This is a genomic window from Methylocystis sp. NC52PC, assembly GCF_055698645.1.
In genome coordinates this window covers 2,717,718-2,744,576 of sequence record NZ_CP170127.1, presented here as the reverse complement: position 1 = coordinate 2,744,576, position 26,859 = coordinate 2,717,718, and the positions used below count along the sequence as shown (strand labels likewise).

Genomic DNA, 26,859 nt, shown 5'->3' with positions numbered 1-26,859 from the left:
TGGCGAGCTGCTACTTTTGACCAGCCTTCCACTTCTTCACGGTCTCCAGCGCGCTTTCAATGTGCTTCGTCGCGCCAGAGTCGGACACCGCCGACAAAATCTTTCCCTCCGGCGAGATCACATACGAAATACGGTTCGCGAACACCGACCCCGCAATCGGCAGGCTGAACGAAGCGTCATAGGCCTTGATGACGTTGAACTGCGGGTCCGCCCCGACGGGAAATTTGTCGCGGCACTCCTTCGTGGAAAACTCGCGCTGCGTCTCGATCGCGTCCCCCGACACGCCGATGACCGACGCGTTCATGGATGCAAATTGATCCATGGCTTCCGCGAATTCATGCGCCTCCTCGGTGCAAACGCTGGTGAAGGACTTGGGGTAGAAATAAAGCACCACCGGCCCCTTCTTCAACGCCTCCCGCAGCGAGAAAGTGAAGTCCTTCCCGCCTTGCGCCGCCTTGATGGAAAAGTCGGGCGCGTCGGCGCCCGGCTTCAGCGCGGCGAGCGCCGCGGTGGCCACGAAGCACAAGGCCAGAGAAAGAAGCGCGCGTTTCGCGGGGCGACAGGTCATCGGATCAAAGCCCGCCTTCATTCGTTTGCGACATGACGTCCGCGACGACGCCGCGCTTCACCAGACAGCGCCACGGCGCGCGCTCGGGGCCAACGCCGATCGTCACAGTATTGTTCGCTTCCGAGGAAATGGCGTCGACCACCGTCACTTTCGGGTTGTTGGTTTTCTTCTTGACCGCGCGCAGGCAGGCGCTTTTGTCTCGCGCAGGCACGTCATCTGCCCTGGCGGGCGCCGGCGCAGCGCTCTCGACCGTCTCTTGTTCCGTGACCTGGCAAACGCCGTTTGCTCCGTGAGCGCCTGTGTAGGTCACGATGAGCGAGCCTGCGTCACGCGCCACGCTGATGGTGACGCCGGCGCCTCTCACTTCGAAATAATTTGCGTTTTTCGAACGCACCGACGCCTTTTTCCCGCTGACGTAGGCCCGGCCAGCGCGATCGGTTTCGACAACGATGTCCATCGGGCACTTGGCGGCGAAGGGAGGAACCTTCGCCAAAGCCGGCGCCGCCGTTGCGATGACGGTCGACGACGCCAGAACGGCGAGAACAAAAAGTTTCATCTTTGAAACCTCCGACGAAGGCTATCTTCGCCTCCATACTAACCAGTTCAACGAGCAAACGCCAAGGTCAAGCGGCCGTCATACATGGATCGCCCGCCCATAGGCGTCGAGCACGCTCTCGTGCATCGTCTCGGACAGCGTCGGATGCGGGAAGATGGTTTTCATCAGCTCCTCCTCGGTCGTCTCGAGATTCATGGCGATGACGAAGCCCTGAATGAGCTCCGTCGCCTCCGCTCCCACGAGATGCGCGCCGAGCAGGCGCCCCGTCTTCTTGTCGAAAATCGTCTTGACGAGACCCTCTGGCTCGCCGAGCGCGATCGCCTTGCCATTGCCGAGATAGGGGAAGCGGCCGACCCGGATCTCGAAGCCGGCGGCCTTCGCCTTCTCCTCCGTGAGCCCGACGGAAGCGACTTGCGGATGGCAATAGGTGCAGCCGGGAATGAGCGCTCTGTCGAGCGGATGCGCCGGCAGGCCGGCGATCGCCTCGACGCAGGAAACCCCCTCATGTTCGGCCTTGTGCGCAAGCATCGGCCCGCCCGCGACGTCGCCAATGGCGTAGACGCCCGGCGCCGACGTCCGGCCGAGGCCGTCGATTTTGATCACGCCCTTTTCCAGCGCCACGCCGGCCGCCTCGAGCCCGAGATTTTCGACATTGGCCACCACGCCCGCCGCGGACAGAACGCGCTCGACCTCCAGCGCCTCCGTCGCGCCATCGGGACCTTTCAAAGTGGCGACGACGCTGTCCGCCTTCCTCTCGAGCCCGGCGACCATCGTCGCCGTCCGTATGGCGACGCCCTGCTTCTCGAAGCTCTTGCGCGCGAGCGCGGCGATTTCCGCATCCTCCGCGGGGAGGATCTGCGGCAGCGCCTCGACCAGCGCGACCTCGACGCCGAAGGTCCGGAAGAAGGAGGCGAATTCCACGCCGATCGCGCCAGCGCCGACGACGAGCAGCGACTTCGGAAAGCGGTCCGGCTTCAATGATTCGAAATAGGTCCAGACCAGGCGCCCGTCCGGTTCGAGGCCGGGCAGGACGCGCGGGCGCGCGCCGGTGGCGATGATGATGTGCTTGGCCTGATAGACGCCCTCCCCCAGCGTCGTCTTGGGGGCCGGGAGTTGCGGCGTGACGGGCGGTTTGGTCGGGGCGCCGACCTTGACGTCGCCCTTGCCGAGAAGCCGCGCCTCGCCCCAGATGACGTCGACCTTGTTCTTCTTCAACAGGAAACCGACCCCGGCGTTGAGCCGCGCCGCCGCCTCGCGCGAACGCGCCACGATGCGCGCGGCGTCAAAGCTCAGACCGGCGCCCGTGACGCCGAAATGCGCGCCCTCTTTGGCCAGTCGGTAGACCTCCGCCGATCGAAGCAGCGCCTTGGTGGGAATGCACCCCCAATTGAGACAGATGCCGCCGAGGTGCTCACGTTCGACCACTGCGGTCTTCAGGCCGAGTTGGGCGGCGCGAATCGCCGCGACATAGCCCCCCGGCCCGCCGCCGATGACCAGAACGTCGTAAGCGCCCATCGATGCCTCGCCTGTTGCCGCCGCACGCTGCCGCAGTGTTAGCCGCGCGCACGCGCCTCGTCGAGGCCGCCCTCGCCATTGGGTTCAGAGTCGGGAGCAGAGGGCGCCATAGGCGCGGACTTCGCCGCCAGCCTTCAAAGTGTGGGGAAGACGCCTGCGTCGGCCGGTGAGTGGGTCTTCGCGACAGTCGTGAAGACAAGGCGACGCCGGCGCAGGCGCGAGAGGTGTATGAAAAGGGACATGTCCTAATACGGGCGCGGGATGGTGGGCCGGCGCACCGGGACCGGAACCGGCCTCAACACGGGGGCAGGTCCGGGGAGAGCGCGCACGGCGTCCAACACCTTGCCGAGCGCGGCGGCGACCATGCCGCTTTTCTGTTTGCCTTTCATGAGCGTTACTCCTGTCGACCTCCTCTGACAGATGCAACACTCCAGCCGCTTCTTTTGATCCGCCAAAAATTGGAATAAATCAAAAAAGCGCCCGCCGGGACTCGGCGGACGCTTTCAAAAATCTATTTGTTTCAGCGTGTTACGCAGCCGCCGGCAAGGCCGCCTTGGCCTGCGCGACGATCGCCGCAAAGGCCTCCGGCTGCTCGATAGCAAGCTGGGACAGAACCTTGCGGTCGACGCCGACGCCCGCCTTGGCGAGGCCGTCGATGAAGCGCGAATAGGTCAGGCCGTGCTCGCGCACGGCGGCGTTGAGGCGCTGGATCCACAGAGCGCGGAAGGTGCGCTTCTTCGCCTTGCGATCGCGCGTGGCGTATTGCATCGCGCGGTCGACTGCGGCCTTGGCGGTGCGAATCGTATTCTTGCGGCGGCCATAAAAGCCCTTGGCGGCCTTCAGCGTCTTTTTGTGCTTGGCGTGGGACGTAACGCCCCGTTTCACGCGAGCCATGACGAAACTCCTCGAAATTCTGCGTTAGATTGCGGGACGATCAGCCGTTCGGCAGGAAATATTTCTTGACGTTGTCGCCGTCCGTCTTGAACAGAACATTCGTCCCGCGCAGATTCCGGATCTGCTTGTTCGTGCGCTTGATCATGCCGTGGCGCTTGCCCTGGTGGGCATAGACCACTTTCCCGGTTCCGGTGATCTTGAAGCGCTTCTTGGCGCCGGATTTCGTCTTCAGCTTGGGCATTTTGCTCTCCTGGGCCGCTGGCCCCGTTGTTTTTGACGCGCCCTGGCCTCTGATGGACCTTGCGGGCGCTTTTCGCGCGAGCGAAAAGAACCGCCACGGCAGCCCATCACTGGCCGGGCGGTTCAGAAGCGCCGCATATAGAGGGAAAGCCGCGGCAATTGCAAGAGGCGGTGGACAGACGCCGTTTCGGAGACATATTCAAGTCGACCCCGGCCGGCTGAAGCCGGGCAAGAGGAGCATGACCGAGGGCTTTTTACGATGAATGTCTACGCGCCATTGCCTGCTTCCGTCACGGCCGAATGTCCCGTCAACTCTCACAATGAGTGGGACCCACTCGAGGAAATCATCGTGGGCCGGCTCGAAGGCTCGACCATCCCCTCCGACCATCCCGTCGTGACCTGCAATATTCCCGGCATGGCGGCGCGCGCGCAGGCGCTGGCCGCGGGCTTTCGTTTTCCCAAGTTTATGATCGAGCCGGCCCAGGAAGAGCTCGACAATTTCATCAAGGTTCTCGAATCACTGGGGGTGAAGGTCACCCGGCCGGAGCCCTTCAATCACAAGGCGAAATTTTCGACCCCTTACTGGTCGTCGCGCGGCTTTTGCAATTCCTGCCCGCGCGATTCGATGCTGGTGATCGGCGACGAAATTCTCGAAACGCCGATGGCCTGGCCCTGCCGCTATTTCGAGACCCACTCTTATCGGCCGATTCTGAAGGAGTATTTTCGCCGTGGCGCGCGCTGGACTTCCGCCCCCAAGCCGCAACTGACCGACGAGCTTTTCGACCCGAATTTCAAGCTGCCCGAAAAGGGCGAGCCGATTCGCTACATTCTGACCGAGTTCGAGCCGGTCTTCGACGCGGCCGACTTCTTCCGCTGCGGTCGGGATATTTTCGTCACCCGCTCGAATGTGACCAACGCCATGGGCGTCGACTGGCTGCGGCGTCATCTCGGCGACGGCTATCGCATTCACGAGATCAAGAGCCGCTGCCCCAACCCCATGCATATCGACACGACCATCCTGCCGCTGGGCCCGGGCAAAATCCTGATCAATCCGGAATACATCTATCCGGACGAACTGCCCAACATCTTGAAAAAGTGGGACATTCTCGTCGCGCCGGAGCCAGACCCGATCGAGGACCGCATCCTCAAAATCACCTCCATGTGCGGCAAATGGCTGAGCATGAACATTCTGATGGTCGACGAGAAACGCATGATCGTCGACCCGCATCACACCAGGATGATGCGGCAGGTGGAGAAATGGGGCTTCGAGCCGATCCCGGTCCCCTTCCTGCATTACGCCGCCTTCGGCGGCGCGTTCCATTGCGCGACTCTGGACGTGCGCCGCCGGGGGACGCTTGAGCGCTATTTCTAATTTACGCCGCTCAATCTGAGGCCGATCATCCCGGTGACGATCAGGGCGATCGACGCCAGACGCATCGGGGTGGCCGGCTCGTTGAAAAGATAGACGCCGACGACGGTCACGGCGGCGACGCTGCCGCCCGTCCAGACGGCGTAGGCCGTTCCGGCGGGAATATATTTCACCGCGATCCCGAGACAGCCGACGCTGGCGATCATGAAGAACAGCATGATCACGGTCGGCCACAGCCGCGTAAAGCCTTCGGCGTATTTCATGCCGACGAGCCAGCCGACTTCGCACAGGCTGCCGATCAGAAGAATGATCCAGGCCATTGTAGAAAATCCCCGACGAAACGCTCCCTTGAGGCCTTGTTCGTGTTCCCGCGCTCCGCGTCAAGGCTCTCTGGGCCGCCGGCGCAGGCGCGGCGTTTGAATTTCGCGTGCGCGGACCAAAATAAGCTTTGAGGAGTCGCGCATGAGGAAAATCATCGGCGTCTATCCGCCGCCAGAGACGATGCACTGGGTCGGCGACGGCTTCCCCGTCCATCGGCTGTTCTCCCACGCCGAGCATGGCGCGCGGGTGAGTCCCTTCATCCTCCTGGATTACGCAGGGCCCATGGATTTTCCACCCACAGACCACCGGCGGGGCGTCGGCCAGCATCCGCATCGAGGTTTCGAGACCGTGACCATCGTCCTCGACGGCGAGGTGGCGCACCGCGATTCAACCGGCGCTGGCGGATTGGTCGGCCCGGGCGACGTCCAGTGGATGACGGCCGGATCGGGCGTGCTGCACGAGGAATATCATTCGGAGGCCTTCTCACGGCGGGGCGGGCGGCTCGAAATCCTGCAGCTCTGGGTCAATCTGCCGGCGCGGCTGAAAATGGCGGCCCCGCGCTATCAGACCCTCAAAGACTTGGACATTCCGCGCGTCGATCTGCGCAACGACAGCGGGCTCGTCCGGGTGATCGCCGGAGAGTTCGAGGGCGTCAGGGGTCCGGCGCAGACGTCGACGCCGATGAACATCTGGGATGTCCGCCTCGACGCCGGAAAGACAGCCGCCTTCGTTATGCCAGAAGGGCACAACCTGGTCCTCGCGGTGCTCGACGGCCCCGTCGTGATCAACGGCGAGGGCCACGCCCGTTCGGGCGAAACGGTCGTGTTCGACCGCTATGGCGGCGAGGCGATCTTGTCGGCGCAGGCCGACGCCAAGGCGCTCCTGCTCAGCGGCGCGCCGATCGACGAGCCTGTCGAGCAGCAGGGCCCCTTCGTGATGAACACCAAGGAAGAAATCCGGCAGGCGGTCGAAGATTACCGGTCCGGCCGCTTCGGCGCCATCGCCCCCGCGGGTGCGTAAGCGACGGGTTGAATGCTGGCGTTGACGCAGGGCGTGAGCCTGAGCTCCTCGACGGTCGCGGCAAGCGCCGCGAGTTCGACAGGCTTCGTCAGATAGGCGTCGACGCCGGCGCGCCGCGCCGCGCGCGAATCGTCTTCCTGAGCGCTCGCGGTCAGCATGATGATCGGGGTGCGGGAGGCCCGCGCGCGGAACTCGGCGTCCCGTATGCGGCGCGCTGCCTCGCGGCCGTCCAGCTCCGGCATGAACAGATCCATAACAATGAGGTCGTAGGTTTCCGCGTCGCCATCGATGGCGCGCAAGGCCATGGCCAGCGCTTCCGCCCCGTCTCGCGCGCGCGCCGCCCGGGCGCCGAGCTTTTCCAGGCTGCGCGTCAGGATCAGCGCGTTGACGTCGTTGTCCTCCGCGACCAGCACGCTAAGACCGTCGAGCATGGCGATAGGCTCGACCGTTTGGATGGGGGCCTGTTGGCGAACCGTGACGCGCGCCAGTCGCGCCGCCAGGGAAGCGCGACGCACCGGCTTGACCAGCCAGCCGTCGAAATCACGCAGCGCCGCTTCGCCGAAAGCGCGCCGCTCCAATGGCGAGAAGAGCAGGAAAAGCCGGCCCGCGCCTGCGGCGCGCGCCGCCCTGGCGAGACTGGCGACCGAGTCCGCCCCGAGCGCACAATCGATGATCACGGCGTCGAAAGGTTCCTTTTTCAACAGGCGCAGGCCTGCGTCGGGCGCCGTGGCGACGGTCGCTGAGGCGCCCGACGCCTCGAGCGTCTCGGCGATATAGGGCGCCTCGAACCGGCTTCCGCCCACGATCAGCGCGCTTTGTCCCTGCAAGGGGCGCGAGGCCCCGGTTGCGAGACCGAGGCGCGGCGACGGCAGGGCGACCGAGAAGGTCGACCCCTCGCTCGACGATTCTGCAAGGAGCAGAGAACCGCCCATCAGCGCGACGAGCCGCCGTGAGATCGCCAGGCCGAGCCCGGTTCCGCCCTGCCGGCGCGTCGCGGAGGGATCCACCTGCGTGAAATCCTCGAAGATCGCCTCCCGCGCCGCCGCGGGCACGCCCGGGCCCGTGTCGCGCACGTCGATCCGCAGCGTCTCGCCGTCGCGCCACAGCCGCACGCCGACGCCGCCTCGCTCCGTGTAATTCACGGCGTTGCCGACAAGATTGATCAGAACCTGACGCAGACGCGCCGGATCGCCCGTGATCTCGCGTGGGGCATCGGGCGCGACGACGCTCGCGATTTCCAGCCCCTTCGCCTGGGCGCGTGGGGCCAGTAATTCGACGACGCTTTCGACGAGCCCGGCGGGCGCGAAGCTGTCGCGACGCAAGTCGAGCCTGCCGGCCTCCAATTTCGAATAATCGAGAATGTCTTCGATCAGTTGAGCGAGCGCCCTGCTCGAGTCGCCGATCGCTTCGACGTAACTCGCCTGCTCGGCGTCGAGCCGGGTCATGCCGAGGAGCTGGGCCAACCCCATGACGCCGTTGAGCGGCGTCCGGATTTCATGACTTACGACTGCAAGAAAGCGCGACTTGGCGACAGTCGCGGCCTCCGCCTTCCTGCGCGCCGCCGCCGCCGCGCGCAACTCCGCGACTTCGATGTCGAGCGCGACGCTGCGCCGATGGGCGCGGAAAGCCACGAACGCGGCGGCCGTCAACAGGACGCCGGCAGTGAAGAGGAGAAGGAGGGCCAAAGCGGTCACGCCGCGATCCGTCCCGACGAGAGTCCCGAACGATAGGCGAGCGCCTCGGCAAGATGGGGGCGCGAGACTTGGTCTGCGCCGTCGAGATCGGCGATCGTGCGGGCGAGTTTCAAGACCCGATGGAAGCCCCGCGCGGTGAGCGCGAAGCGGTCGGAGGCTTCGCGGATGAGCGCCGCCCCCGGGGCGTCCAACTCGGCGACGCGTTCGATGACCGCGGCCGGCGCGGCGGCGTTGGTCGTAACGCCCGGGAGGCCCAACGCGTCAAATCGATCTCGCTGTACGGCGCGGGCATGGGCGACGCGCGCGCCCGCCTCTCTCGATCCCTCGGCGGGCGGCGGCAGGACGAGATCGGCGGCGCTGACGGCCGGCACTTCGATCTGCAGGTCGAAGCGGTCGAGCAGCGGACCCGACAGGCGCGCCTGATACTGGGCGACGCAGCGCTCGTTGGGCTGGCGCCGGCAGGCGTAGCCCGGGTCCCGCCCATGCCCGCAGCGGCAGGGGTTCATCGCCGCGACGAGCTGGAAACGAGCCGGATAGACGGCGCGATGATTGACCCGCGAGACGGCGACTTCTCCCGTCTCGAGCGGCTGTCGCAGACTGTCGAGAACCTGCGGCTGGAACTCCGGCAATTCGTCGAGGAACAGAACGCCGTGGTGGGCAAGCGAGATTTCGCCTGGCCGGGCGTGCGTCCCGCCGCCGACAAGCGCCGCCATCGAGGCCGAATGATGCGGGGAGCGAAAGGGCCGCCGATCGGTCAATTCGCCACCGGCGATCTGCCCCGCCACCGAATGGATCATCGAGACTTCCAGCAGCTCGCGGGGGGTAAGCGGCGGCAGGATCGAGGGCAGCCGGGCCGCCAGCATGGACTTTCCCGCGCCCGGCGGACCACTCATCAAAAGATTGTGTCCGCCCGCGGCGGCAATCTCCAGCGCGCGCTTGGCGCTCTCCTGTCCCTTGATGTCGGCAAGGTCCGGCATGTCGACGGCGCGGGCGCGAATGGCGGGCTCCGGGCGCGCCAGGGCCTGGACGCCCTTGACGTGATTGACGAGTTGAATGAGCGAGCGCGGGGCGAGAACGTCCATGTCGCGCGACGCCCAAGCCGCCTCCGGGCCGCATTCCTTCGGACAGATCAGCCCCTGCCCCCGTGCGTTCGCCGCCACCGCCGCCGGCAGGACGCCAGCCACGGGCGTGAGCGTCCCGTCGAGCGCGAGCTCGCCCAGGACCACGAAGCCCTCGAGCGCATCAGAGGGAATCGCGCCGATCGCCGCCATGACGCCCAATGCGATGGGCAGATCGTAATGACTGCCCTCCTTGGGCATGTAATGCGCAAAACTAACCTTTATTTTCAATCACTTCGACGGGAAACGGCGGGGCGGTCACCAAATAGTCACCAAACCCGCCGCGCGTCCTAAACCGCCGCAGTAACCCGCGCTTCGCTCCAGCCGCCGGGCAGGGAGTGCAGGACGGGCAAGCCCGCCGGGGTAGCGCCAAACGCCTTCAGGAAGCCCGCCAAGCGGGCAAGGGCGACGTCGGCGGTCTCGGCAGGTCCGGAAGAAAATTCGATACGCATGGCCTTCTCTCTTCGATTGAAACAGGAAGAGCCTGCCACGGTCCCGGGCGCAGCACAATAGCCTTGACCGTAGCTTTTGGAGGTCCACAAGACCGACAATCGATGCGAGGCACAAGCCGCAACGCTGGAGGCCCCATGCCCGACGTCGCCTAATCCTTCGAAACCGCCGTCTTTGCCGCAGAACGCCCGAGGCCCGCCCGAACGCGTTTCTGGAGTTAGGGACGCGTGATTGCCGCTGGCCTTTGGGCAGCATGCGCGATCCGGTTGAGCTCTTTTGCGGCGCGGCGCGTCCGTCCTCGCGGCGCGTCACCTTCGAAGTTGTCCCGAAAGCGCTCCGAATGGCGTCGACGCTCTCTGACCAATCGGAGCCCTTCTTGACATACACCAGAATCCCCTCCTATTACTCCTACTACCACTTTTGAAGGAGGGCAAGGTGACCTGCTTTCGAAACATTGCAGTCGATTTCGACGTACACAAAGCGATTGAAAACGAGCGCCGCGGTTTCACTGAGAGCCCAAACGACGCGCTGCGCCGGCTTTTGAAGCTCCCGCCGCCTGCGACCCCGAGCAAGCTGAGTGCCCCGCCCCCTCCTGCAAAGCGTAGTTGGAGCGACAAAGGCGTAACGCTCTCAAGTGGCACCGAACTGCGGATGAAATACAACCGTCGCACTTACGAAGGGGTAATCGTTAACGGGGAATGGGTGATCGGATCTAAGAAATTCGACTCCCCTTCGGGGGCTGCAAGCGGCGTTGCGATTACAAAAAACGGCGGCACGACCAAGCTCGACGGTTGGAAGTATTGGTATGTGAAAGCCCCGGGTGAAGACAAATGGACGCTTATTGATGATTTGCGCCCGGAAACCCGGCCGATCCTAACGCCTGAAGACATCGAAAATCTATTCAATGAGTCCCCATCCGCATGAGGAAGGGCCGTTGACAAGCAGACAGCGCCAGCGTCCGCCCTGGCGCAGTCAGGCTTAACCCCAACGGCGGGAAAGGATCTCGGTCTTTCGGGTAGCCCATTCCGGAGCGTCCGGGTGTGGAATGCCGCAGCTGAGAAATATACGATCTAAGAACGCCTGCTCTTTCTCACTTAGAAAGATGTCAGTGCCGTACTTATCTGCGCGTTTTCGGATGCCATCCAGAAAGCCCATCACTTCGCCGCTTGTGTCCGGTGACGAAAGCGCAAGCTCGATACGCTTTTTTAGGGCCGTCAATCCATTGTCCGACAGTTTCGCCATCATCGGTTCTCCCCTTGAACGAGCATCGCCAGCATGGCCCCAACCGGGAAATTGCGCCGCCTTTGCGAGAGCCACGCCGCGCGCGATCCCTTAGTTTGCCAAGCGAAAGTAGGCGCAAGTTGCGAAATTGTGAATTGTGGAGAGCGACAATGGCGAAGACATTGGTTCTTATGGGTGCGGGTGCAAGTTTTGGGAGCGAACCGTATTCCAAGGTGCGCACCCCTCCGTTAGGAAAAAACCTCTTCGAAGAGCTCGAAAAAGCGGGCGGAATAGCCGCCTCTTTGCCCGAATGCATAAAGGAGATATTCAAGGCTGATTTTGAGTTAGGAATGATTGAATACCAAAAATATTCTGACAAAGAGGTTGGGAGATACATTAGAAGCGGAGGCGAACATGGCCGACGCGAACCTACTATGATAAAATTCCAGCTACAGCTGGCATATTACTTAGCACGATTTTTGCCCAGTCCATTTAGCATTTATTTGTTTCTCATTAGAGCTCTAGGAATTAAAGAGGTGGTCTATTCTAGCTTGAATTACGACCTATTATTCGAACAATGTGCTCTGAATATGGGTCTTGGGATTCGGTACGACTGGAACAGAAAAGGCGCCACGGAAGTGTGCCTTGTAAAACCACATGGATCTAGCAATTTCTGGCCGGACATTGGCGAGAGCCAGCTTTCTGGTATCCTCGTTGCTAATTGTCCCGGCGATTTACTTGCGCCGATATATCCTATACACCGCGCCGAAACGCTGCGGCGGTGCAAAGAAGAGGATAGCCTTGCCCCCTCTATGTCCGTGTATGCGCCCGGAAAGGAGGTAAGAGTAAGCCCTTATTACGTGGCGCAGCAGCAACAGCGGTGGAAAGAGGCACTCGCGCAAGCCAGTCACGTTTTCATCGTGGGGACTCGAGTCCATAAGGTCGATCAGCACATCTGGGAACCACTTGCGTCAAGCTCTGCGCAAATCCATTATTTTGGCCTAGAGTCGGATCGGAATGAGTTCGAAGAATGGAAAGCTAGTGCCCGGGTGCGTGATGCTCGCTTCGTTTGCTCGACTTTTGATCAGTCCGTTTTGCAAATGAGAAGCATCATGCGATCCCGCGTTCTATAGAGCGAAGCAGAAACGAGCGTGTGTTTGCTGTTCCGTCACGAGAGTTAGCGCCGTCATGCGGCGCCGGGGGCGTCTTCTTTTTAGTGAGCCGTTGCTCCTGAGCCCCTACGGTCGGCGCTCTCCACCTCAGCTAGGAGCTCGCGCGCCCTCCGCGCCTGCTCTTCGAGCCCTGCGACAATCTTCCGTTGGTTTTCTACCATCCAATCGAGCGTCTTAATAAGCGCCCGCAGCTCGGCCGTCCGATCAATCGGGTTTCGGTCACTCATTTGCGTTTGCCCTTCGTATTTTCAGCTTGCGCGAGGCGCGATTCCGCCGACGCGAGGCGCGTTTCGAGCAGCAATAGGCGCGCCTCCATCGCAGCAAATTTTTCGTTCGCTTGCTTCTCAATCTCGGCCTGCGTTTGCCCGATTACTTTCCCGGTTTGGTCGACAACGGTGAGGATTGCTTTCTTGATTGCCGCATCCCGGTCACGCTGTTCCTGCGCGATGACTCGACCGATCGCTTTTGCGAGGGCTGAGTCGTCGCGGCGGGTCAGAACACGCGGCGCGGGAGATGGCGACGCCGCAGGGGGCAAGGTTACATTGTCACCTTGCCCTTTCGAGAGCGCCATACCGGCGGCCCACGCGTCGCCGGCGCCGGCATAGGGCCGCGGCCGTGCAAGCGCTTCGTCCGCGAGCGCAAGGGCCGCGGCGGCGCGCGCCATCACGCGCTCGCGCACTGGATCGGTTTCGCCGAGGTCGTCTTGATCGTCGCTCACAGCCACGAAATGCCCTCCATAACCGCGATGCGATCGCCGCGCGAAACCCATGCGCAGTCCAAAATGACGCGAATAAAAATGCTGGCGGTTTGGAATGCGGAGCGCACAGGATCGGCAGTCACAGGCGCGCCGCTCACAATCGGCAGAGGAACGTCCGACATGTGAATGACGGCCTCTTGCGACTGCATGATTTCGATCTCGCCCATGCCACTGGCGAAGCTATCAAGGTCGATCGCCAGCGCCGTGCCAGATGGCAGGCCGCGACTCGCCCAAATCGGGACAGGCGATTGCGGGAACCGCAGAATCGCGAGAGCGTGCTCACGAGGCGAGAGAACGATTGCGCTGTTGCCGCCGCCCCCAGCGTCGACAACGGCCTGCAAGAGCGTGGCAAAATCGCCCTCGATAGTGCCCGTGCCCGGCGTAGGAGTGACGCCTTCCCGCAAGCCGCGATGCGTCGACGTGCTCGCCGCCTGGTCGCCGAAAACTGCCGCGTCAAGCATGCCGGCGACCGTCTCGCGCACAATGGCGTCAAAAACGATGCGACCGTTGCCCCGGCGCCAGAGTTCGCGCGTCATGGGAACAATGAAAGACAGCTTGCGACTCGGTCCGATTTCGGCGGCGTCAAATACGCCGTTGATTACCGGAATTGCGTCATCTTCCGAAACCCAAGTCGGCGTTCCGACGTTGGCATTGATCGGAAAGGAAATGCTTTCCCTCCCGGCAAGACTGAAACGCTGGCCCGCCGCAAATAGCTTGCTCGCCGCAGATAGCGGCGCAATCTCGCTCATGAAGCCATAGACGAGACTGCCGACAAGCTCGTCACCCCAACCGGCGACGGTCGATCCGCCGGGTGAGGCGTCGGCGCGCATCACGGGCGCCTGCAGCAACGCTTTTGCGATCGGATCGGCGCCGAGGATTTTGTCGACGTCGGAACGCCGATTGCACGCGCCGAGATATGTTGCCCAAAATGCGCTGCGCACGCTGGCGCCGGACGGCTGGCGAGCGGCGTTGTTACGAAGATGGATTGTCATCGTTCCTCCAGAAGTTCATTCGTGGTCGTTACTCAGGGCGATCAACGCCTGGACGCGTAAGTCGGCGGGCGTGTTCTCGGCCGCGACGACGCCGCACAAAAGCTGGCGCACATCATACTTGGAAAGCTGAGGCGCGGCAGCTATTGCACGGCGAAGCTGCTGCTCGCGGGTCGGTCGGCCGCCGCGCGACGGCGCCGGCGCCGAAACCCCCGCTTTACCCCTCGAAACTTGCGCGCATTTCACAGTAAGACTCCAGTGGTTTTCGTTTATCTACAGATAATTAGAGTTGAATCGCCGGTTAGGCAAGGTTAAATTCGTAACTAATTGAAAAGATGCCTTTTTCCTCCATTTTGCCCGGACAAAAATTTGACTACCCCAGCGGTGAAAGCCCCAAGCGTCAGCGAAACTATTCCGACCGCCCCCCTGGTGGTGCGTTCCGGTCGCGATCTCGTGCAAGGCGCGCTTCGAGTTCGCGCGCGAGTTCGTCGGCTTGAAAGAATGCGCTCAGGTCATCGAGGCCTTGCGCGACTAATGCCGCCGCGGTCGTGCGGCGTAGCTTGTCGACAATTTTTGCTTGCCGTTCCGGCGGCAAGTGCCGGACCTGTCGCACGGTCACATTCAGCTTCAGGAATAGCGCGAGCCGGAAGTCGTCTAGATCGATCGCCGTGGGCGTTGTGGATTCAATTTTCGGCATGCTGTGTGGCCTCCTTTTCACTCCGGTTGAAAATGTCGCCGATCTAGTTCCGTGTTTTTTCTTGCCAGTGGTTATTCGCCGTGTGCTTCCCCACCTTGGAAAACCGCAACCGGGGGCCATTAGCCACCCCACCCCACCCCACCCCCTAAAGGGGGTGGTGGTGGTGGGGAAGGGTGTGGCTCCCCACCTCCCCACCTTTCCCCACCTCGAGGTGGGGAAGTGGGGAAAGGTTGAATGGCTACAAAATCGACCATCATTCGAAACCCGCTGGCACGATCATTTTTTGCTCACGGGCCTTTTTCTGATTGCGTCGACGAATGACTCGAAGCGCCTTTCCATCAATCCAAGACTTAAGCATTGCTTTTATTCGCTCCCGGTCGCGCGGGTCCTCGACGTCGAGACCCAGAACCGTTGCGACGGCATGCCCGGCCCAGTTGGCGGCTTGGACGTTCTCGGCGTGGTCGCCCTCGGAAAGCGCGCGCTTAATCTCTGGCAGGATGTCATCGGCGACGCCTTCGAAAGCGTCCGGCCAATGCCATCTTGTCGCGACGCCAACACTGTCGCCGTCGCTTCCGAAAGGATCGCCGTCGCCGTTGCAGAGCGCTACAGAGACGATTTGATACCACTCTGACTCATCAGCTGGCGGGGCCATCGACGGCTTGCCGTCGTCGACGCGAAAGTAGGTCCGGCGCTTGTCCGCAATACCCGCGCGCTCCGCCTCCCTTTCAGTCATGCCATTAAGGACGCGCGCCGATCGCGCTGCGGCCAAAAGGGAACCGGCGCCGCGCCCGTCTTCTGCGGTTGCTTCTGCGCCGTTTGTCTTGCGCGTATGATGGATGAGCTCGACGGCGCAGTTAGTCTCGTCCGCGATCTTGCCCCACGTCTTTGCAACAAGATCGATCGCGCCATTATCGTTTTCAACGACGCGATGGGATGCCACGAAAGGATCGACAATCACGACGTCAAAACCGCCGGCCTTGATCGCCTCCACAACAGAGCCGAAAACGGGTTCCGCGACCTTCGCGCCGCCGACCTCCATCTGTGCGAGCACAAGCGGTTGCTCGCGCCCAGAGTCGAAAAACAGCCGGTCGCCGATGTCCTCTGCGGTGATGCCGTAGTAAATGCAGGCTGCGGCAATGCGCCGCTCGATTTCTATGCGCGGATCTTCGCCGTTCCAAACCCAAACACGCAATTTCCTCGGAGGTTTCACGCCGAGCAAAGGACGGCCGGTCACAAGGGCGAGCGCCTCAGCCAATACAAGCGACGATTTGCCGAGACCGCCAGGCGCAAACGTGCAGGAAACGAACTGGCGGACCAAGTGGCGCCCGTAGAGCCATTCACGACGCGGAATGTCTGCGGCGTCCCGCCAAGAAAACGGCGTCGGTTGAATCGAATACGGCGCTTCTGTTTTTCCCGCTTCCGCAACATGGATGATCTTTTCGCCGTGCTTTGTTATGGTCCTCGCGATCGAGTCCCAGTCAATCGGGCTTTCCTCGAAAATCTTCCGTAGGTCGATTTTTTCGCGCTCTTTCCAGCCGAGCGACGCGGGGTCAACGTCGAGCGTTTTGCACAGCCATAAAGCCGCTTGCAAAGGCGTCATCGTCTCGCCTTCGTGGCCCTCTAGTCCGCCGAGCTCTGCGGCCATCATTACGCAATCGATCGGCGTGCGCTTCCCTTCGCGCGGGTCGCCCATGTCATGCTCGCCAAAGTCGACAATTCCCTGCGGCGTGATGGACAAATCTTCTTCGCGATTGCGGCAGAGGTCTTTGGAGGAAACGCGCCAGCCGATCGCGCTTTCAGCAATTGCGGGAAATGCTTCGCTTACCCAATATTTGAGATTTTCCATCGCGAGGTCATTAACCTTCCCGAAGAAGCCATCTTTCCTTTCGCGGCCCGAATTTTCCGAAATGGTCGCGGGCTTCTCGCCATTGGCGCGAAGCGACTCCACGCGCGCCAATAGAGCGGCGATCGTCTTCGGCGCGGGATTGATTGCGTTCGGGCTGCTTTGCATTCTTAAAGCGGTATAGGTGAGATATCGCTTTCCGCCGTAAATCTCGACGCCAGCCGCTTTGCTCGCAACATCTTTGGCAGGCTTCCCGCGCGCCCAAAGTCTCAACCCTCTTCCACCCGGCGAAACCTCGCAATACGTTTCGCCAAGGGCGAGAATTTCCGCCGCCCACGGCGCCGGCCTCCCGTCGTCTCCAATGCAGTCGTCAAGATCGATGCCGGTAAGGTCATCGTCCGGTGAGAGAGCAAATCCAATGCCGTCTGCTGCGAAACGCTTTTTTGCGGCGCGCGCCTGTTCATAGGTTGCCCAGTTGGTGGGGTCGGTCGCAGAACAAATCGAGCCAGTGACAGGGCTGTGTGGGGGCTTAGTTGGTTTCTCACGGCCGGGAACCGAAACGTATTTCCAGACTAGCCACTGCCGGCGCGAACGCAGATAGTCGATTGCAGTGTTGCTTTTTGTCGCAATCGCGCTCATATTCTTTCCTGTCATTGACGGTTCTCCAAAGAAAGAAGGGCGCGGCTTCGCATCGGCCGCGCCCTTCGCTTTTTCAGTCCTCCAGTTCGAAAATCACATTCTCTCGCGGCTCATTGCCGATTTGCTCCCACCCGTCGCGAAGCGCTTGCGCGATGCCGAAATGGAGCTCGCCACGATAAGTCACGAACAACGTGCCCTTGTGATCGTGGAGGCGAGCGATACGGCGATTAAAAGTGCATTGGGGGTGCGCGCCCGTGCGAGGATTTTGCAACGCTCGCCACACTCGTCCGAGGGCGAAGGCCGCGACTAAGCGCAAACGTTTTTCGCGCCATGGATCCGCGTCGTAAGATGTGCATGGCAGCGCAATCGGTCCGGGGTCCGCTAGCAATTCAATGTCGCGCGGCGCTTGCGTCGCGCGGTCGTTTTCGATTACTGTCGCGGTCTGGAGCGCATTCTCATTGCCCCGGCGGGATTGCGCCTCGCCGGGGTTTTTCATCGCGTTTTTCATGTTCAGCCCTCTGGACTTTCATCGTGTTGCTAGCTCCAACAGTTTGCATGCGCGGGATTAGTGCAAGCGGCCTACGCCACTCGCTGCCGTTTCGGTATTGTTGATTGCGCCCATTCTAGAGTCTCTGCCCAAGGCAGAAGCTCAAGACCGTCGAAATGTTGGGGAAGAGGAAAATCTAAAAGAGCTCTGCACCTTTTCAGATCTCCAGTGGTTATTTTGAACCCGACCTCGTTAAGAAGCCGCGCAGTTTCTGAGAACGTGAACATTCCCGAATGATGTTTGGTTTTGGACATAAGTCATCCTTCCTCTAAGCCGCATAAACGGCTTTGTCTGCCGTGCTTCGCAGCGGTTCGCTGATCTTGGATCGCGCCCACTTATCCAAAACCGAAACCTCGTAAACGACGGCCCGGCCGGCGCGGCGATATTCCGGCCCGTCGCCGATGGTCGCCATTTTGGCGAGAGAGCTGCGTGTGGTTGAGAATCCATACGTTTCGCGCAGGTAAGCGCTCGCCGCTTCCCGATTGAGGAATTGGGTCTTTTTCATTTCCGTCTCCGCTCGTAAGTCCGTAGCGATAGACGTAATTTTGCTATTCCACTCGAAATTGCAACCTACAACGGTTTGACTAGCCATTGATTTCAATAGGTTTTTTGACTAGTCAAAGAGCCCTTGGCCGCAACAAAACAGCCGACTAAAAAGCGGGCATATGCACGAAAAAAAAATTTCAGGAATCGAGCGCCGCGGCAATCTGTGAAGCAACCGCGTCAGCGGCGGCGAGCAACGAATCATGCGGGCTATGAGAGTAATGGCGTTGCAGGATTCCCGTCGCGGCATGGCCGACGATCGCCGCGACAACCGCGTCAGGAAAACCCATCATCGCCGCCGCCGTCGCATACCCGCGCCGAAGGTCGTGAAGCACGAAACCTTCTAGACCAGTCGCCTTCACAATGGCGTCGAGATGATTCCGCCGCACGCCGACAAAAACCATCTCACCGTTGCGCGGCAGACTGGACAGGAGCGCAACGGCCGCCGCGCCCAACGGCCGCAAAGACCGGCCGGTCTTGGTCGCCGTGAGCCTTAGACAGCGCCCCTCGAGGTCCACTTCATCCCAACGCAACGCCATCGCTTCGCCGCGGCGCATGCCGGTCAGCGCCAATAACCGCACCAAAGCGCAACGCTCCGGCCAGACCGGCGCCCTCTCGCGCAGCACCCTTCCTAGCTGAGCGAGCTCGGCCGCGTTCAGGACGCGCGTGCGCGCCCCATCCCGCCGCCGCTCAACGCCCCGCGTCGGCGTCATGTCCGAAGGGACAAGACCGCGCTTCGCGCCCCACGCGTAGACGCCGCCGAGGAGCCCCACGACGCGCCGTTGGCCACCCGCAGGGATCGAATCAGCGAGGCTCTGGATGTCGGCCCGCGTGACGCGCGCGGCGGCCTTGTCGCCGATCGCGGGCAGGACATGCGCGCCCAGCCGGTAACCATCGGTCTCGACCGTGCTGGCGCTCTTGGGCCGCCCCTGGCGCGTCAGGACGCGCCCCTGCTCCGCGGCCTCCAGATACGCCCGGCATAGCGCCCGCACGGTCAGGGAGCGCCGCTGAGCGACGCGCTCCGCCATCGGATCTTGGCCAGCCGCGACCGCGCCGAGACGGGCCAACGCCAACTTGCGGGCGCCGTCGAGGGTGAGCTTCCCGTGATCGCCGAGCTTCATGCGCCGGCGGGCTCCGCCGGCTCTGTAATCCACATAATAGCTAAGCTTGCCGGTTGGATGGACTCTAATCCCGAAACCGGCCAGCGCCGAACACCAAATGAAAAACGGCTTAGCTTGTGGCGTCGCCGCGTCGATGACTGCCTTCGTCAGTTTTGGCATGGTGACTCGCCCTCCCGGTCACCACGGAGTCACCACAAAAAGGGAAGCTTGGGAAGGTTTCGGTCGCTTACCGTAAACGCCAGTAAAAGCAAGAGTCCCGTCAAATCAGTGTCTTATGCATTAATGGTAAGTTGTGGAAAGCGCCAGGAAACCTAACTCCCCTGCCCTCCTTGGGCATGTCGGCCGGCGCCAGATTGACGGTGATGCGCTTGGCGGGCAATGCGAGGCCGGAGGCGATCAGCGCTGCGCGCACACGCTCCCGCGACTCGGCCACCGCCTTGTCGCCCAGCCCCACGACGTTGAAGACGACGGCCCCAGGCGAAATCTGCACCTGCACATCGACGGGTCGCGCCTCCACCCCTTCGAAGGCGACCGTCGCCACCCGCACCGCCATGACCGCGCGCTCCTGGAACTGTCGAAAGACGATAGCTTGACCTTAGCCTGAGGCGCTCCCCTCGGCAAGAACAATATGCGAACATAAGCCAGCCTGTTCGCCGAGCAGTTGCCGCCGGGACAAAATTGGTTAGGCTCGCGGCATGTCGAACGAGCCCCGGAGGAGGCCCGATGAAAAGGTTTTTCTTGAGCGCCGCGGCGCTGGCTTTCGCCGCGGGCGCGGCTGGCGGGGCGGCGCAGGCGGCGCAATGCGGCAATGGCCCGGGCGGCTTTGAAAACTGGAAGCAAAATTTTGCGCAAGAAGCGCAGGGACGCGTCGGCCAGGCGGGCATCGCCGCATTGATGAACACGCATTACAACGCCGCGACGATTTCGGCCGACCGGGGTCAGAAGAGCTTCCGACTGTCGCTCGACCAGTTCATGTCGAAACGCGGCGCCTCCGCCATCGTCGCGCGCGGCCGTCAGCTGAAGCGCTCTCAGGGGGCGTTATTTTCGTCGATCCAGCAGCGGTACGGCGTGCCGCCGGGACCGCTCATCGCCATCTGGGGCATGGAGACGGGATTTGGCGCAGTGCACGGCAATCAGCACGCGCTCTCGGCCGTCGCGACCCTCGCCTATGACTGCCGCCGTTCTGATTATTTCACCGATCAGCTCTACGCCGCCCTCAAGCTGATCGACAACGGGACGCTGTCCCCGAACGCGCGCGGCTCCATGCACGGCGAGATCGGCCAGACCCAATTCCTGCCGAAGAACATCCTGAACTATGGCGGCGGCGGCAATCTCGACAACGCCGGGGCGGCGCTGGTCGCGACGGCGAATTTCCTGCATGCCCATGGTTGGCGTCCCGGCGCAGGCTATCAGCCCGGGGAACCCAATTTCGAGGCGATTCAGGCCTGGAACGCCGCCTCGGTCTACCAGCGCGCCATCGCCATTATCGGCCGCCAGATCGACGGCGGAGACGACTAAGAAAAAGAGGCGGTCCCGCTGTGTGACCGCCTCGCCTTCCTTAAAGGAGCGCCTTACTCCGCCGCCGTCCTGTATTTGTCCGTATCGTCGTGGTCGTCGTCGCCTTTGCCAGCGGCAGCCTCGTCCTTGGGTTCGCCGGCCGCCTCGCCCGCGTCCGGCTCCGGCGCCGGCGCGTCGGGGTCGTCCGGCAGGTCGAACGTCTGCTGAGGCGACTTGAACGCCGCGGCGGCCGTCGAGATTTGCGGCGGCGGAGTTCGGCGGCGATGGATCAGGTAGATCACAAAGGCCGCGATGACTCCCAGACCCATGGTCAGATAGACGGGAAGGTCGCGGAAAAAGGTCCGGTCCACCGAGAAGGGGAAGCGGGACACCCAGCGCTCGCCGTGGTCGCCCGTGACGGTCACGATGCCGACGAAATAGCCGCCCTCTTTGAAGTTGTGCTCGAAATTAACCGTCCCGGTCGGGTAGCTCTTGGGCGGCTGGTAGGCCACGGTGACCGCCTCGAGGTTCTCGCTCTCCTTGTCCTCGCCGCCGACGTCCTTGACGATTCGCAACTCGATTTTCATGTCGCGCAGTTCGTCCTGCTCCGCGTCGAGCACCATGATCATCGGTCCCGTGGAGGGAATGTCCTCGCAGAACTCGTTCTTCGAGGCCTCCGGCAGATAACCGGTGAAGTTCATGGTGTCCGGCCCGATGAACAGGCGGCAGCGCCCCTCGGCCGCACCGAGCCGGCCATGCGCCTCGGCCGGGACCGCCGAAAAACCGGCGACGGCGGCGAGCGCCGCGGCGATTGCCAAGCGCTTGAGGGGCCTCATGTAAAGCAACAAAGTTGAACCGTCGCCACTCATGCTGTCCTCCTGGTCTCCGTGTGACAAGGACACGCGACTCTCAGGATAAATTGGTTGAGCGCCGCCCGTCCGCGGAGCGCGCGACGCCATTTGGTCGATGTTAGCGTATTCCCCTCGTACAGCAAGGGTGCGACAATCGGTCATCTATGCGGCTTTGCAGCATGCCGCGCAGTCGCCGCGGCGGCTCCAGAGGGGCTGTGGGTCGGCCTCATCGAGCGACGCACGGGCGCCCGCCGCGAGGTCGAAACGCCCTTCGCAACTGCGAAAAGCCGCAAGCCGAAAGCGTGGCCTCGGCGCGCCGCGGGCCGCCGACCCGCCGCAGGGACGTCTTTTTCCCGCCGTTAAGCAAGGCGCCACCTTAACAAGAGTTCATCCGCGCCCGCCTTGCCACCCAATTCGGGCCAAGCCATATTGCTGGAAGCCATAATGGTTGAGGCCACGAGCGAGGGCGAGTCCGCACGCGCGTAAGGCCTCGGAGATCGAGAGGATCGCTATGTCTCACTACGACCGCAACTCGAGCTTCGGCTACGGCCGCGGGGTCGCCCGGTCGACCACGGCCGAGATCGACGAGGGCCTGCGCGCTTACATGCTCGGCGTCTATAATTACATGACGCTCGGCCTCGCCGTGACGGGCCTTGTCGCGCTCGGCACCTTCATGCTGGCGAATCCGCAGTTCGTCGGCGGCAAGCTGGTGGCGCTGTCGCCCTTCGGGCAGATGCTCTACACTACGCCGCTGCGCTGGCTCGTCATCCTGTCGCCCCTCGCCTTCGTCTTCATGATCGGCGCGCGCGCCAACACCATGTCGGCGGCGGCGGCGCGGAACCTGTTTCTCGCCTTTTCGGCGGTGATGGGCCTGTCGATGTCCTCGCTGTTGCTGGTGTTCACCGGCGCCTCGATCGCCCGCGTGTTCTTCATCACGGCGGCGGCCTTCGGGGGCCTGAGCCTCTACGGCTATATGACGAAGCGCGATCTGTCGGCTTTCGGCTCCTTCCTCGTGATGGGCGTCTGGGGTCTCGTCATCGCCGGCCTGGTCAATCTGTTCCTGCAGTCGAGCGGCCTCCAGTTCGCCCTCTCCATCCTGTCGGTTCTGATCTTCTCGGGCCTCACCGCCTGGGATACGCAGAACATCAAAGACATGTATTATGAGGGCGACGGCTACGAAGTTGCGCAGAAGAAGAGCGTCTTCGGCGCGCTTTCGCTCTATCTGGACTTCATCAACATGTTCCAGTCGCTGCTGTTCCTGTTCGGTCAGCGCAACGACTAAGGGCCATCGTCGAAGCTTGGAAAAAGCCCCGCCCCGCGGGGCTTTTTTGTCGCCTATTCGGCGCCGACGAGCCTCAGGCCGCGGTCGAGCGCGCGCAGGACGCGCGACAGATCATGACCGCGCCGCATGACGAGGCCGGAGGCGGCGACGACGGCATAGGCTCCCTGTTTGCGCGCGAGCTCGGGATCTTTCTCGACCCGGTAGAGCGGGGCCTCGCTGGAGCGCCGAAAAATCGAAAAAACCGCTTTGGCCGGCGTGAAATCCAGGGCGTAATCCCGCCATTCGCCGGCGGCGACCTTGGCGCCGTAGAGGTTGAACAAAAGGCTCAGCTCGCGGCGGTCGAAGGAGACCGGAGCGGCCACCCGGGCTTGTGACCTCGCTTGATCGCCCTGCCCTGCATGGCCCGAGCCGGCCACGACAACGAAGGCTGGGCGAGAACGACTCGGCTCCGTCGTCTCCGACTCCGCCATGAAGCATCTCCCGCTGTGTTCTGTCATGTTTGCGCGATGACGGCCTCAGGGCAAGCCCCCTTTGTCAGGAGAGCGTCACAATATGCCGCTTAGCGCGCATAAGCTTGGCTGTAACAATGAAAATTCACAATTCCGCCTGCATTGGGCCCCTTGCATGTCAAACGCCTTGGACAATATTTTCTCTCATTGCCGCGACAGGTCTGGACGCGCTTTTCCGGTTTTCGTCAGCCCCCCAGCCCCCCGGGATCGTGCGGTTCAGACCATAAAATGTCGTAGCGATGGACGGGTCGGCCGGGAGAAATCCCGAGCCGACCTTGTCTTTTGGGGGCTCTTGTATTTCGCCGGCGAATGACGAACTTGGAAAGCGCGGCTGCAGGGCCGCTCCCATTCGCAATTTGATCGAAGGCTCCACGGGAGCCGATTCGCATTTTGGAGACCTCATGACGAACGACGCTGCCACCGAAGCGCCGCAAGCCGCCCAATTCGGCTTTGAAGCGGATGTCGCGCAGCTTCTGGAACTGATGACGCACTCCGTCTATTCGGAGCGCGAGGTGTTTTTGCGCGAGTTGATTTCGAACGCCGCGGACGCCTGTGAAAAGCTGCGCTATGAGTCGCTCTCGAACGAAAAGCTCGCCGCTGACGCCGGCGCGCCCCTCATCACCCTTACGCTCGACAAGGAGAAGCGGCGGCTGACGGTTGCCGATAATGGCGTCGGCATGTCCCGCGAGGAGCTCATCAGCGCCTTGGGCGCCATCGCCAATTCGGGCACCCGCGCCTTTCTCGAGAGGCTCGGCAAAGACGGGGCGGCGGAGGGTTCGTCGCTGATCGGGCGCTTTGGCGTCGGCTTCTATTCCGTTTTTATGGTCGCCGATCTCGTCGAGGTGGAGACGCGCCGGGCCGGCGAAAGCGAAGCCTGGCTCTGGTCCTCGCAGGGCAAGGGAACCTATTCGATTGCGCCGCTGCCGCTTTCGGACGCGCCGCAGGTCGGCGCGCGCGTCACGCTTCATCTCAACGCCGAGAGCGACGAATTTCTCGAGCCCTGGCGAATCGAAAGCGTCGTTCGCGAGCACTCGGGCGCCGTCTCGACTCCGATCGACCTCGTCGAGGAGCCGGGCAAGGAGCCGCGCCGCATCGCCGATGGCGTGGCGCTCTGGACCAAGCCCAAGTCCGAGATCACGCAGGAGCAATATACGGACTTCTACCGGCAGCTCGCCGGCGCCTTCGACGAGCCGGCGCTCGTCGCGCATTGGCGCGCGGAAGGGCGCATGGAATATACGGTGCTCGCCTTCGTGCCGGGCGCGCGGCCTTTCGACCTGTTCGAGCCGAGCCGCAAGAGCATGTCGAAGCTCTACGTGCGTCGCGTGCTGATCTCGCGTGACGTCGAGCTCCTGCCGGCGTGGCTGCGATTCGTGCGGCTCGTCGTCGACAGCGCCGACATTCCGCTCAATGTCTCGCGCGAGATGGTGCAAAAAAGCCCCGTCCTCGCCGCGATCGGCAAGGCGGTCGCGACGCGACTGCTGCAGGACCTCGGCAAGCTCGCCGAGAACGAGCCCGAGAAATTCGCCTCCGTCTGGGAGAATTTCGGCGCGGTCATCAAGGAAGGCCTGCACGAGGACCCGAGCCGCCGCGACGGCATTTTCGAGATCGCGCGGTTTGCTTCGACCAAGGCTGAGGGCAAGACGCGCACGCTCAAGGACTATGTCGCTGATCTGCGCGAAAATCAGACGGCCATTTATTACATCACCGGCGACGACGCCAAGCGCCTCGCCACGAGCCCGCAGCTCGAAGGCTTCCGCGCAAGGGGCGTCGAAGTGCTGTTGCTCGACGACGCGGTCGACGCCTTCTGGGTGACGAGCGCGCTCGGTTTCGACGGCAAGCCGTTCAAATCGGTGACGCAGGGACAGGCGGACATTGATCTCATCCCGCTCGCCGAAGAGGCGAGGACGGACGAGGCGCCGCAGGCCGAAAACATCGGCGATCTGGTCGGGGCGCTCAAGGAGACGCTCACGGACGCGGTCGAGGACGTGCGCGTCTCGACGCGCCTGACCGAAAGCGCCGCCTGTCTCGTCGCTTCCGAGAAGGGGCTCGACCGGCAACTGGCGCGGATTCTCGCCGAAAGCGGGCAGAAGTCCATGCTCAGCAAGCCCATACTCGAGATCAACGCCAAGCATCCGGCCGTCGCCGCGCTCGCCGCGAGCTTGCGCGAGACGGGCCGCGACGGCGCCGCGGACGGGATGCATCTGCTGTTCGATCTGGCGCGCGTCGCCGACGGCGAACCGCCGGTCGACCCGGCCGCCTTCGCCCGCCGCCTGAGCGCCCTCATCGCCAGGAGCGCGTAAGCGAAAGTGAGCGCCGCCTCCGCAAAGACCCGCTCTCCTTCCCGCGCCGACGCGCTCGTGCAGGTCGCGGCCGCTTTGATCGAGAGCGGGGTAGAGGCGGCGCAGGCGCAGGAGGAGTCACGGCTCCTGCTGCGCGCGGCCGCCGGACTGACGAGGCTCGAGCTGACGATGTCGCCGGATGCGCCGCTGACCGACGAGCAATCGCAACGGCTCTCCTCTTACGCAGCCCGCCGGGCGGCGCGGGAGCCGGTCTCGCGCATTTTGGGCGCGCGGGGGTTCTGGACGCTCGATCTCGCCGTCGCCCCCAATGTGCTCGATCCACGCCCGGACACGGAGACGCTGGTCGAGACGACGCTCGCGCTGATCGAGAATCGCGACGCGCCGTTCTCGATCTTGGATCTCGGCGCCGGCTCGGGCGCAATTCTCTGCGCGCTGCTCAGCGAAATGCCGGGCGCGTTCGGCGTCGCCGTCGACCTTTCGCCGGACGCCTGCGCCGCCACGCGCGCGAATCTGACGCGCTGCGGCTTGAATGCGCGGGCGCAGGTGGTGCGCGGCCGCTGGGGCGCTGCGCTGAACGGGCCCTTCGACGTCATTGTCTCGAACCCGCCCTATATTCGCGCCGGCGATCTCGCGACGCTCGACCCGGAGGTGCGCCTCCACGATCCCGCGCTCGCGCTCGATGGCGGCGCCGACGGTCTTGCCTGTTATCGCGACATTGTCGCCGACCTCGGGCGCCTGCTGGCCCCCGACGGCCTCGTCGCCTTCGAAGTCGGCTTCGATCAGGCGGCGAGCGTCGCCGCCCTGCTCGGCGCCTCGGGTTTCGCCGTCGCCCGCATCGCGCGGGACGCCGGCGGCCATCAGCGCGTCGTGGCGGCCAGGCCCGTGCAGCCGAGGTCGTGACATATTCGCTACAGTGCTCGGTTTTTCTCCGCATCAATGCGACGCCGCACTTGGCGCAGGGGGGTCAAGCCACTATAGTCTTTGTAAATACAGCTGACCGACATTCGAGATGAGGATCTCGATTATTTGCGGGTCCGCCTCGCAAGCGGAAACCCCGGCAAGGCCGGCAAGGGCTGGCGTGTAAGCTGCATGATCCCGGTGGATTAAGGCGACGGTGATTGTCGTCGCGCGCGTCCCTTGAAGATG

General features: G+C 62.9%; 28 protein-coding genes and 1 pseudogene. 8 read left to right on the top strand and 21 right to left on the bottom strand.

Features of this window, described 5'->3' with window-relative positions; genetic code table 11:
- Window positions 1-10: 10 nt before the first annotated feature.
- The 6 genes from ACETII_RS15305 to rpmI all read right to left on the bottom strand — a co-directional run bounded on the left by ACETII_RS15305 (window position 11) and on the right by rpmI (window position 3,774).
- On the bottom strand, window positions 11-568 hold the full coding sequence (locus tag ACETII_RS15305) for a peroxiredoxin (protein ID WP_472786068.1): 558 nt from the start codon (window positions 566-568) through the stop codon (window positions 11-13).
- A gap of 4 nt (window positions 569-572) precedes the next feature.
- A complete protein-coding gene (locus ACETII_RS15300; protein WP_472786067.1) occupies window positions 573-1,124 on the bottom strand; it encodes a hypothetical protein in 552 nt (183 codons plus the stop codon).
- A 78-nt stretch (window positions 1,125-1,202) separates the two neighbouring features.
- Window positions 1,203-2,639 carry a dihydrolipoyl dehydrogenase gene (lpdA, locus tag ACETII_RS15295; protein ID WP_472786066.1) on the bottom strand — a complete coding sequence of 479 codons (1,437 nt, stop codon included), beginning with the start codon at window positions 2,637-2,639 and terminating at the stop codon, window positions 1,203-1,205.
- A 245-nt stretch (window positions 2,640-2,884) separates the two neighbouring features.
- On the bottom strand, window positions 2,885-3,028 hold the full coding sequence (locus tag ACETII_RS15290) for a hypothetical protein (RefSeq protein ID WP_363347333.1): 144 nt from the start codon (window positions 3,026-3,028) through the stop codon (window positions 2,885-2,887).
- 139 nt (window positions 3,029-3,167) lie between these two features.
- Window positions 3,168-3,533 carry a 50S ribosomal protein L20 gene (rplT, locus tag ACETII_RS15285; RefSeq protein WP_363347331.1) on the bottom strand — a complete coding sequence of 122 codons (366 nt, stop codon included), beginning with the start codon at window positions 3,531-3,533 and terminating at the stop codon, window positions 3,168-3,170.
- Between the two features lie 40 nt (window positions 3,534-3,573).
- Complete coding sequence (rpmI, locus tag ACETII_RS15280; RefSeq protein ID WP_341106048.1) at window positions 3,574-3,774, bottom strand: 50S ribosomal protein L35; 201 nt, start codon at window positions 3,772-3,774, stop codon at window positions 3,574-3,576.
- A gap of 258 nt (window positions 3,775-4,032) precedes the next feature.
- Here rpmI and ACETII_RS15275 point away from each other — a divergent pair, with 258 nt between their 5' ends.
- The gene (locus ACETII_RS15275; RefSeq protein WP_472786065.1) at window positions 4,033-5,145 is read left to right on the top strand and encodes an amidinotransferase; all 1,113 of its coding nucleotides are present in this window, start codon (window positions 4,033-4,035) and stop codon (window positions 5,143-5,145) included.
- Here the strand turns inward: ACETII_RS15275 and ACETII_RS15270 are convergent.
- Window positions 5,142-5,462 (bottom strand): DMT family transporter, encoded by a 321-nt coding sequence (locus tag ACETII_RS15270; RefSeq protein ID WP_363347325.1) that lies wholly within the window; start codon window positions 5,460-5,462, stop codon window positions 5,142-5,144. The genes ACETII_RS15275 and ACETII_RS15270 overlap by 4 nt on opposite strands.
- A 142-nt stretch (window positions 5,463-5,604) precedes the next feature.
- Between ACETII_RS15270 and ACETII_RS15265 the strand changes: the two genes are divergently transcribed.
- Window positions 5,605-6,483 (top strand): pirin family protein, encoded by an 879-nt coding sequence (locus tag ACETII_RS15265; protein WP_472786064.1) that lies wholly within the window; start codon window positions 5,605-5,607, stop codon window positions 6,481-6,483.
- Here ACETII_RS15265 and ACETII_RS15260 read toward each other — a convergent pair.
- The 3 genes from ACETII_RS15260 to ACETII_RS15250 form a co-directional block, all read right to left on the bottom strand.
- Window positions 6,438-8,177, bottom strand: coding sequence for an ATP-binding protein (locus ACETII_RS15260; protein ID WP_472786063.1), 1,740 nt, complete (start codon window positions 8,175-8,177; stop codon window positions 6,438-6,440). The two genes, ACETII_RS15265 and ACETII_RS15260, sit on opposite strands and share 46 nt — an antisense overlap.
- Window positions 8,174-9,496: a YifB family Mg chelatase-like AAA ATPase gene (locus ACETII_RS15255; RefSeq protein WP_472786062.1), complete on the bottom strand. Its 1,323-nt coding sequence runs from the start codon at window positions 9,494-9,496 to the stop codon at window positions 8,174-8,176. The genes ACETII_RS15260 and ACETII_RS15255 overlap by 4 nt, the downstream gene beginning before the upstream one ends.
- Window positions 9,497-9,585: 89 nt before the next feature.
- Complete coding sequence (locus ACETII_RS15250) at window positions 9,586-9,747, bottom strand: hypothetical protein (protein WP_472786061.1); 162 nt, start codon at window positions 9,745-9,747, stop codon at window positions 9,586-9,588.
- A 433-nt stretch (window positions 9,748-10,180) separates the two neighbouring features.
- Between ACETII_RS15250 and ACETII_RS15245 the strand changes: the two genes are divergently transcribed.
- Window positions 10,181-10,669, top strand: coding sequence for a hypothetical protein (locus ACETII_RS15245; RefSeq protein ID WP_472786060.1), 489 nt, complete (start codon window positions 10,181-10,183; stop codon window positions 10,667-10,669).
- A gap of 54 nt (window positions 10,670-10,723) precedes the next feature.
- Here the strand turns inward: ACETII_RS15245 and ACETII_RS15240 are convergent, their stop codons facing one another.
- Window positions 10,724-10,990, bottom strand: a complete 267-nt coding sequence (locus tag ACETII_RS15240) for a hypothetical protein (protein WP_472786059.1) — start codon at window positions 10,988-10,990, stop codon at window positions 10,724-10,726.
- A gap of 146 nt (window positions 10,991-11,136) precedes the next feature.
- Here ACETII_RS15240 and ACETII_RS15235 point away from each other — a divergent pair, with 146 nt between their 5' ends.
- The gene (locus tag ACETII_RS15235; RefSeq protein WP_472786058.1) at window positions 11,137-12,099 is read left to right on the top strand and encodes a hypothetical protein; all 963 of its coding nucleotides are present in this window, start codon (window positions 11,137-11,139) and stop codon (window positions 12,097-12,099) included.
- Between the two features lie 262 nt (window positions 12,100-12,361).
- Here ACETII_RS15235 and ACETII_RS15230 read toward each other — a convergent pair whose 3' ends face one another.
- The 8 genes and pseudogenes from ACETII_RS15230 to ACETII_RS15195 all read right to left on the bottom strand — a co-directional run.
- A complete protein-coding gene (locus tag ACETII_RS15230; RefSeq protein WP_472786057.1) occupies window positions 12,362-12,907 on the bottom strand; it encodes a hypothetical protein in 546 nt (181 codons plus the stop codon).
- Entirely contained in the window at window positions 12,853-13,725 is an 873-nt protein-coding gene (locus tag ACETII_RS15225) for a hypothetical protein (protein ID WP_472786056.1), read from the bottom strand. Before ACETII_RS15225 ends, ACETII_RS15230 begins: the two co-directional genes overlap by 55 nt.
- Before the next feature lie 568 nt (window positions 13,726-14,293).
- The gene (locus tag ACETII_RS15220) at window positions 14,294-14,581 is read right to left on the bottom strand and encodes a hypothetical protein (protein ID WP_472786055.1); all 288 of its coding nucleotides are present in this window, start codon (window positions 14,579-14,581) and stop codon (window positions 14,294-14,296) included.
- Between the two features lie 253 nt (window positions 14,582-14,834).
- A complete protein-coding gene (locus tag ACETII_RS15215) occupies window positions 14,835-17,063 on the bottom strand; it encodes an AAA family ATPase (protein ID WP_472786054.1) in 2,229 nt (742 codons plus the stop codon).
- A gap of 73 nt (window positions 17,064-17,136) precedes the next feature.
- Window positions 17,137-17,571 (bottom strand): hypothetical protein, encoded by a 435-nt coding sequence (locus ACETII_RS15210; protein WP_472786053.1) that lies wholly within the window; start codon window positions 17,569-17,571, stop codon window positions 17,137-17,139.
- 307 nt (window positions 17,572-17,878) lie between these two features.
- Window positions 17,879-18,115 carry a hypothetical protein gene (locus ACETII_RS15205; RefSeq protein WP_472786052.1) on the bottom strand — a complete coding sequence of 79 codons (237 nt, stop codon included), beginning with the start codon at window positions 18,113-18,115 and terminating at the stop codon, window positions 17,879-17,881.
- Window positions 18,116-18,293: 178 nt separating this feature from the next.
- Complete coding sequence (locus ACETII_RS15200) at window positions 18,294-19,433, bottom strand: tyrosine-type recombinase/integrase (RefSeq protein ID WP_472786051.1); 1,140 nt, start codon at window positions 19,431-19,433, stop codon at window positions 18,294-18,296.
- A 145-nt stretch (window positions 19,434-19,578) separates the two neighbouring features.
- A pseudogene (locus ACETII_RS15195) lies at window positions 19,579-19,827 on the bottom strand (magnesium chelatase domain-containing protein); the annotation flags it as partial.
- 170 nt (window positions 19,828-19,997) lie between these two features.
- On the opposite strand from ACETII_RS15195, the gene ACETII_RS15190 reads away from it, so the two are divergent.
- Window positions 19,998-20,792 (top strand): lytic murein transglycosylase, encoded by a 795-nt coding sequence (locus tag ACETII_RS15190; RefSeq protein WP_363347317.1) that lies wholly within the window; start codon window positions 19,998-20,000, stop codon window positions 20,790-20,792.
- 53 nt (window positions 20,793-20,845) lie between these two features.
- Here the strand turns inward: ACETII_RS15190 and ACETII_RS15185 are convergent, their stop codons facing one another.
- On the bottom strand, window positions 20,846-21,640 hold the full coding sequence (locus tag ACETII_RS15185) for a hypothetical protein (RefSeq protein ID WP_472786050.1): 795 nt from the start codon (window positions 21,638-21,640) through the stop codon (window positions 20,846-20,848).
- A gap of 493 nt (window positions 21,641-22,133) precedes the next feature.
- On the opposite strand from ACETII_RS15185, the gene ACETII_RS15180 reads away from it, so the two are divergent.
- Window positions 22,134-22,904 (top strand): Bax inhibitor-1/YccA family protein, encoded by a 771-nt coding sequence (locus ACETII_RS15180; RefSeq protein ID WP_472786049.1) that lies wholly within the window; start codon window positions 22,134-22,136, stop codon window positions 22,902-22,904.
- Between the two features lie 53 nt (window positions 22,905-22,957).
- Here ACETII_RS15180 and ACETII_RS15175 read toward each other — a convergent pair whose 3' ends face one another.
- Window positions 22,958-23,374, bottom strand: a complete 417-nt coding sequence (locus ACETII_RS15175) for a DUF2794 domain-containing protein (protein WP_472786048.1) — start codon at window positions 23,372-23,374, stop codon at window positions 22,958-22,960.
- Window positions 23,375-23,814: 440 nt separating this feature from the next.
- Between ACETII_RS15175 and htpG the strand changes: the two genes are divergently transcribed.
- Together htpG and prmC are read left to right on the top strand one after the other, a co-directional pair.
- The gene (gene htpG, locus ACETII_RS15170) at window positions 23,815-25,713 is read left to right on the top strand and encodes a molecular chaperone HtpG (protein ID WP_472786047.1); all 1,899 of its coding nucleotides are present in this window, start codon (window positions 23,815-23,817) and stop codon (window positions 25,711-25,713) included.
- Between the two features lie 6 nt (window positions 25,714-25,719).
- Window positions 25,720-26,613, top strand: coding sequence for a peptide chain release factor N(5)-glutamine methyltransferase (gene prmC / locus ACETII_RS15165; RefSeq protein WP_472786046.1), 894 nt, complete (start codon window positions 25,720-25,722; stop codon window positions 26,611-26,613).
- Window positions 26,614-26,859 lie beyond the last annotated feature (246 nt).

Excerpts from the sequence above, each read along its gene's own strand:
- ACETII_RS15305 (WP_472786068.1), bottom strand. The coding sequence starts at position 568 with ATGACCTGTCGCCCCGCGAAACGCGCGCTTCTTTCTCTGGCCTTGTGC.
- ACETII_RS15300 (WP_472786067.1), bottom strand. The coding sequence starts at position 1,124 with ATGAAACTTTTTGTTCTCGCCGTTCTGGCGTCGTCGACCGTCATCGCA.
- lpdA (WP_472786066.1), bottom strand. The coding sequence starts at position 2,639 with ATGGGCGCTTACGACGTTCTGGTCATCGGCGGCGGGCCGGGGGGCTAT.
- ACETII_RS15290 (WP_363347333.1), bottom strand. The coding sequence starts at position 3,028 with ATGAAAGGCAAACAGAAAAGCGGCATGGTCGCCGCCGCGCTCGGCAAG.
- rplT (WP_363347331.1), bottom strand. The coding sequence starts at position 3,533 with ATGGCTCGCGTGAAACGGGGCGTTACGTCCCACGCCAAGCACAAAAAG.
- rpmI (WP_341106048.1), bottom strand. The coding sequence starts at position 3,774 with ATGCCCAAGCTGAAGACGAAATCCGGCGCCAAGAAGCGCTTCAAGATC.
- ACETII_RS15275 (WP_472786065.1), top strand. The coding sequence starts at position 4,033 with ATGAATGTCTACGCGCCATTGCCTGCTTCCGTCACGGCCGAATGTCCC.
- ACETII_RS15270 (WP_363347325.1), bottom strand. The coding sequence starts at position 5,462 with ATGGCCTGGATCATTCTTCTGATCGGCAGCCTGTGCGAAGTCGGCTGG.
- ACETII_RS15265 (WP_472786064.1), top strand. The coding sequence starts at position 5,605 with ATGAGGAAAATCATCGGCGTCTATCCGCCGCCAGAGACGATGCACTGG.
- ACETII_RS15255 (WP_472786062.1), bottom strand. The coding sequence starts at position 9,496 with ATGCCCAAGGAGGGCAGTCATTACGATCTGCCCATCGCATTGGGCGTC.
- ACETII_RS15250 (WP_472786061.1), bottom strand. The coding sequence starts at position 9,747 with ATGCGTATCGAATTTTCTTCCGGACCTGCCGAGACCGCCGACGTCGCC.
- ACETII_RS15240 (WP_472786059.1), bottom strand. The coding sequence starts at position 10,990 with ATGATGGCGAAACTGTCGGACAATGGATTGACGGCCCTAAAAAAGCGT.
- ACETII_RS15235 (WP_472786058.1), top strand. The coding sequence starts at position 11,137 with ATGGCGAAGACATTGGTTCTTATGGGTGCGGGTGCAAGTTTTGGGAGC.
- ACETII_RS15230 (WP_472786057.1), bottom strand. The coding sequence starts at position 12,907 with ATGGGTTTCGCGCGGCGATCGCATCGCGGTTATGGAGGGCATTTCGTG.
- ACETII_RS15225 (WP_472786056.1), bottom strand. The coding sequence starts at position 13,725 with ATGCGCGCCGACGCCTCACCCGGCGGATCGACCGTCGCCGGTTGGGGT.
- ACETII_RS15220 (WP_472786055.1), bottom strand. The coding sequence starts at position 14,581 with ATGCCGAAAATTGAATCCACAACGCCCACGGCGATCGATCTAGACGAC.
- ACETII_RS15215 (WP_472786054.1), bottom strand. The coding sequence starts at position 17,063 with ATGAGCGCGATTGCGACAAAAAGCAACACTGCAATCGACTATCTGCGT.
- ACETII_RS15210 (WP_472786053.1), bottom strand. The coding sequence starts at position 17,571 with ATGAAAAACGCGATGAAAAACCCCGGCGAGGCGCAATCCCGCCGGGGC.
- ACETII_RS15205 (WP_472786052.1), bottom strand. The coding sequence starts at position 18,115 with ATGAAAAAGACCCAATTCCTCAATCGGGAAGCGGCGAGCGCTTACCTG.
- ACETII_RS15200 (WP_472786051.1), bottom strand. The coding sequence starts at position 19,433 with ATGCCAAAACTGACGAAGGCAGTCATCGACGCGGCGACGCCACAAGCT.
- ACETII_RS15190 (WP_363347317.1), top strand. The coding sequence starts at position 19,998 with ATGAAAAGGTTTTTCTTGAGCGCCGCGGCGCTGGCTTTCGCCGCGGGC.
- ACETII_RS15185 (WP_472786050.1), bottom strand. The coding sequence starts at position 21,640 with ATGAGTGGCGACGGTTCAACTTTGTTGCTTTACATGAGGCCCCTCAAG.
- ACETII_RS15180 (WP_472786049.1), top strand. The coding sequence starts at position 22,134 with ATGTCTCACTACGACCGCAACTCGAGCTTCGGCTACGGCCGCGGGGTC.
- ACETII_RS15175 (WP_472786048.1), bottom strand. The coding sequence starts at position 23,374 with ATGGCGGAGTCGGAGACGACGGAGCCGAGTCGTTCTCGCCCAGCCTTC.
- htpG (WP_472786047.1), top strand. The coding sequence starts at position 23,815 with ATGACGAACGACGCTGCCACCGAAGCGCCGCAAGCCGCCCAATTCGGC.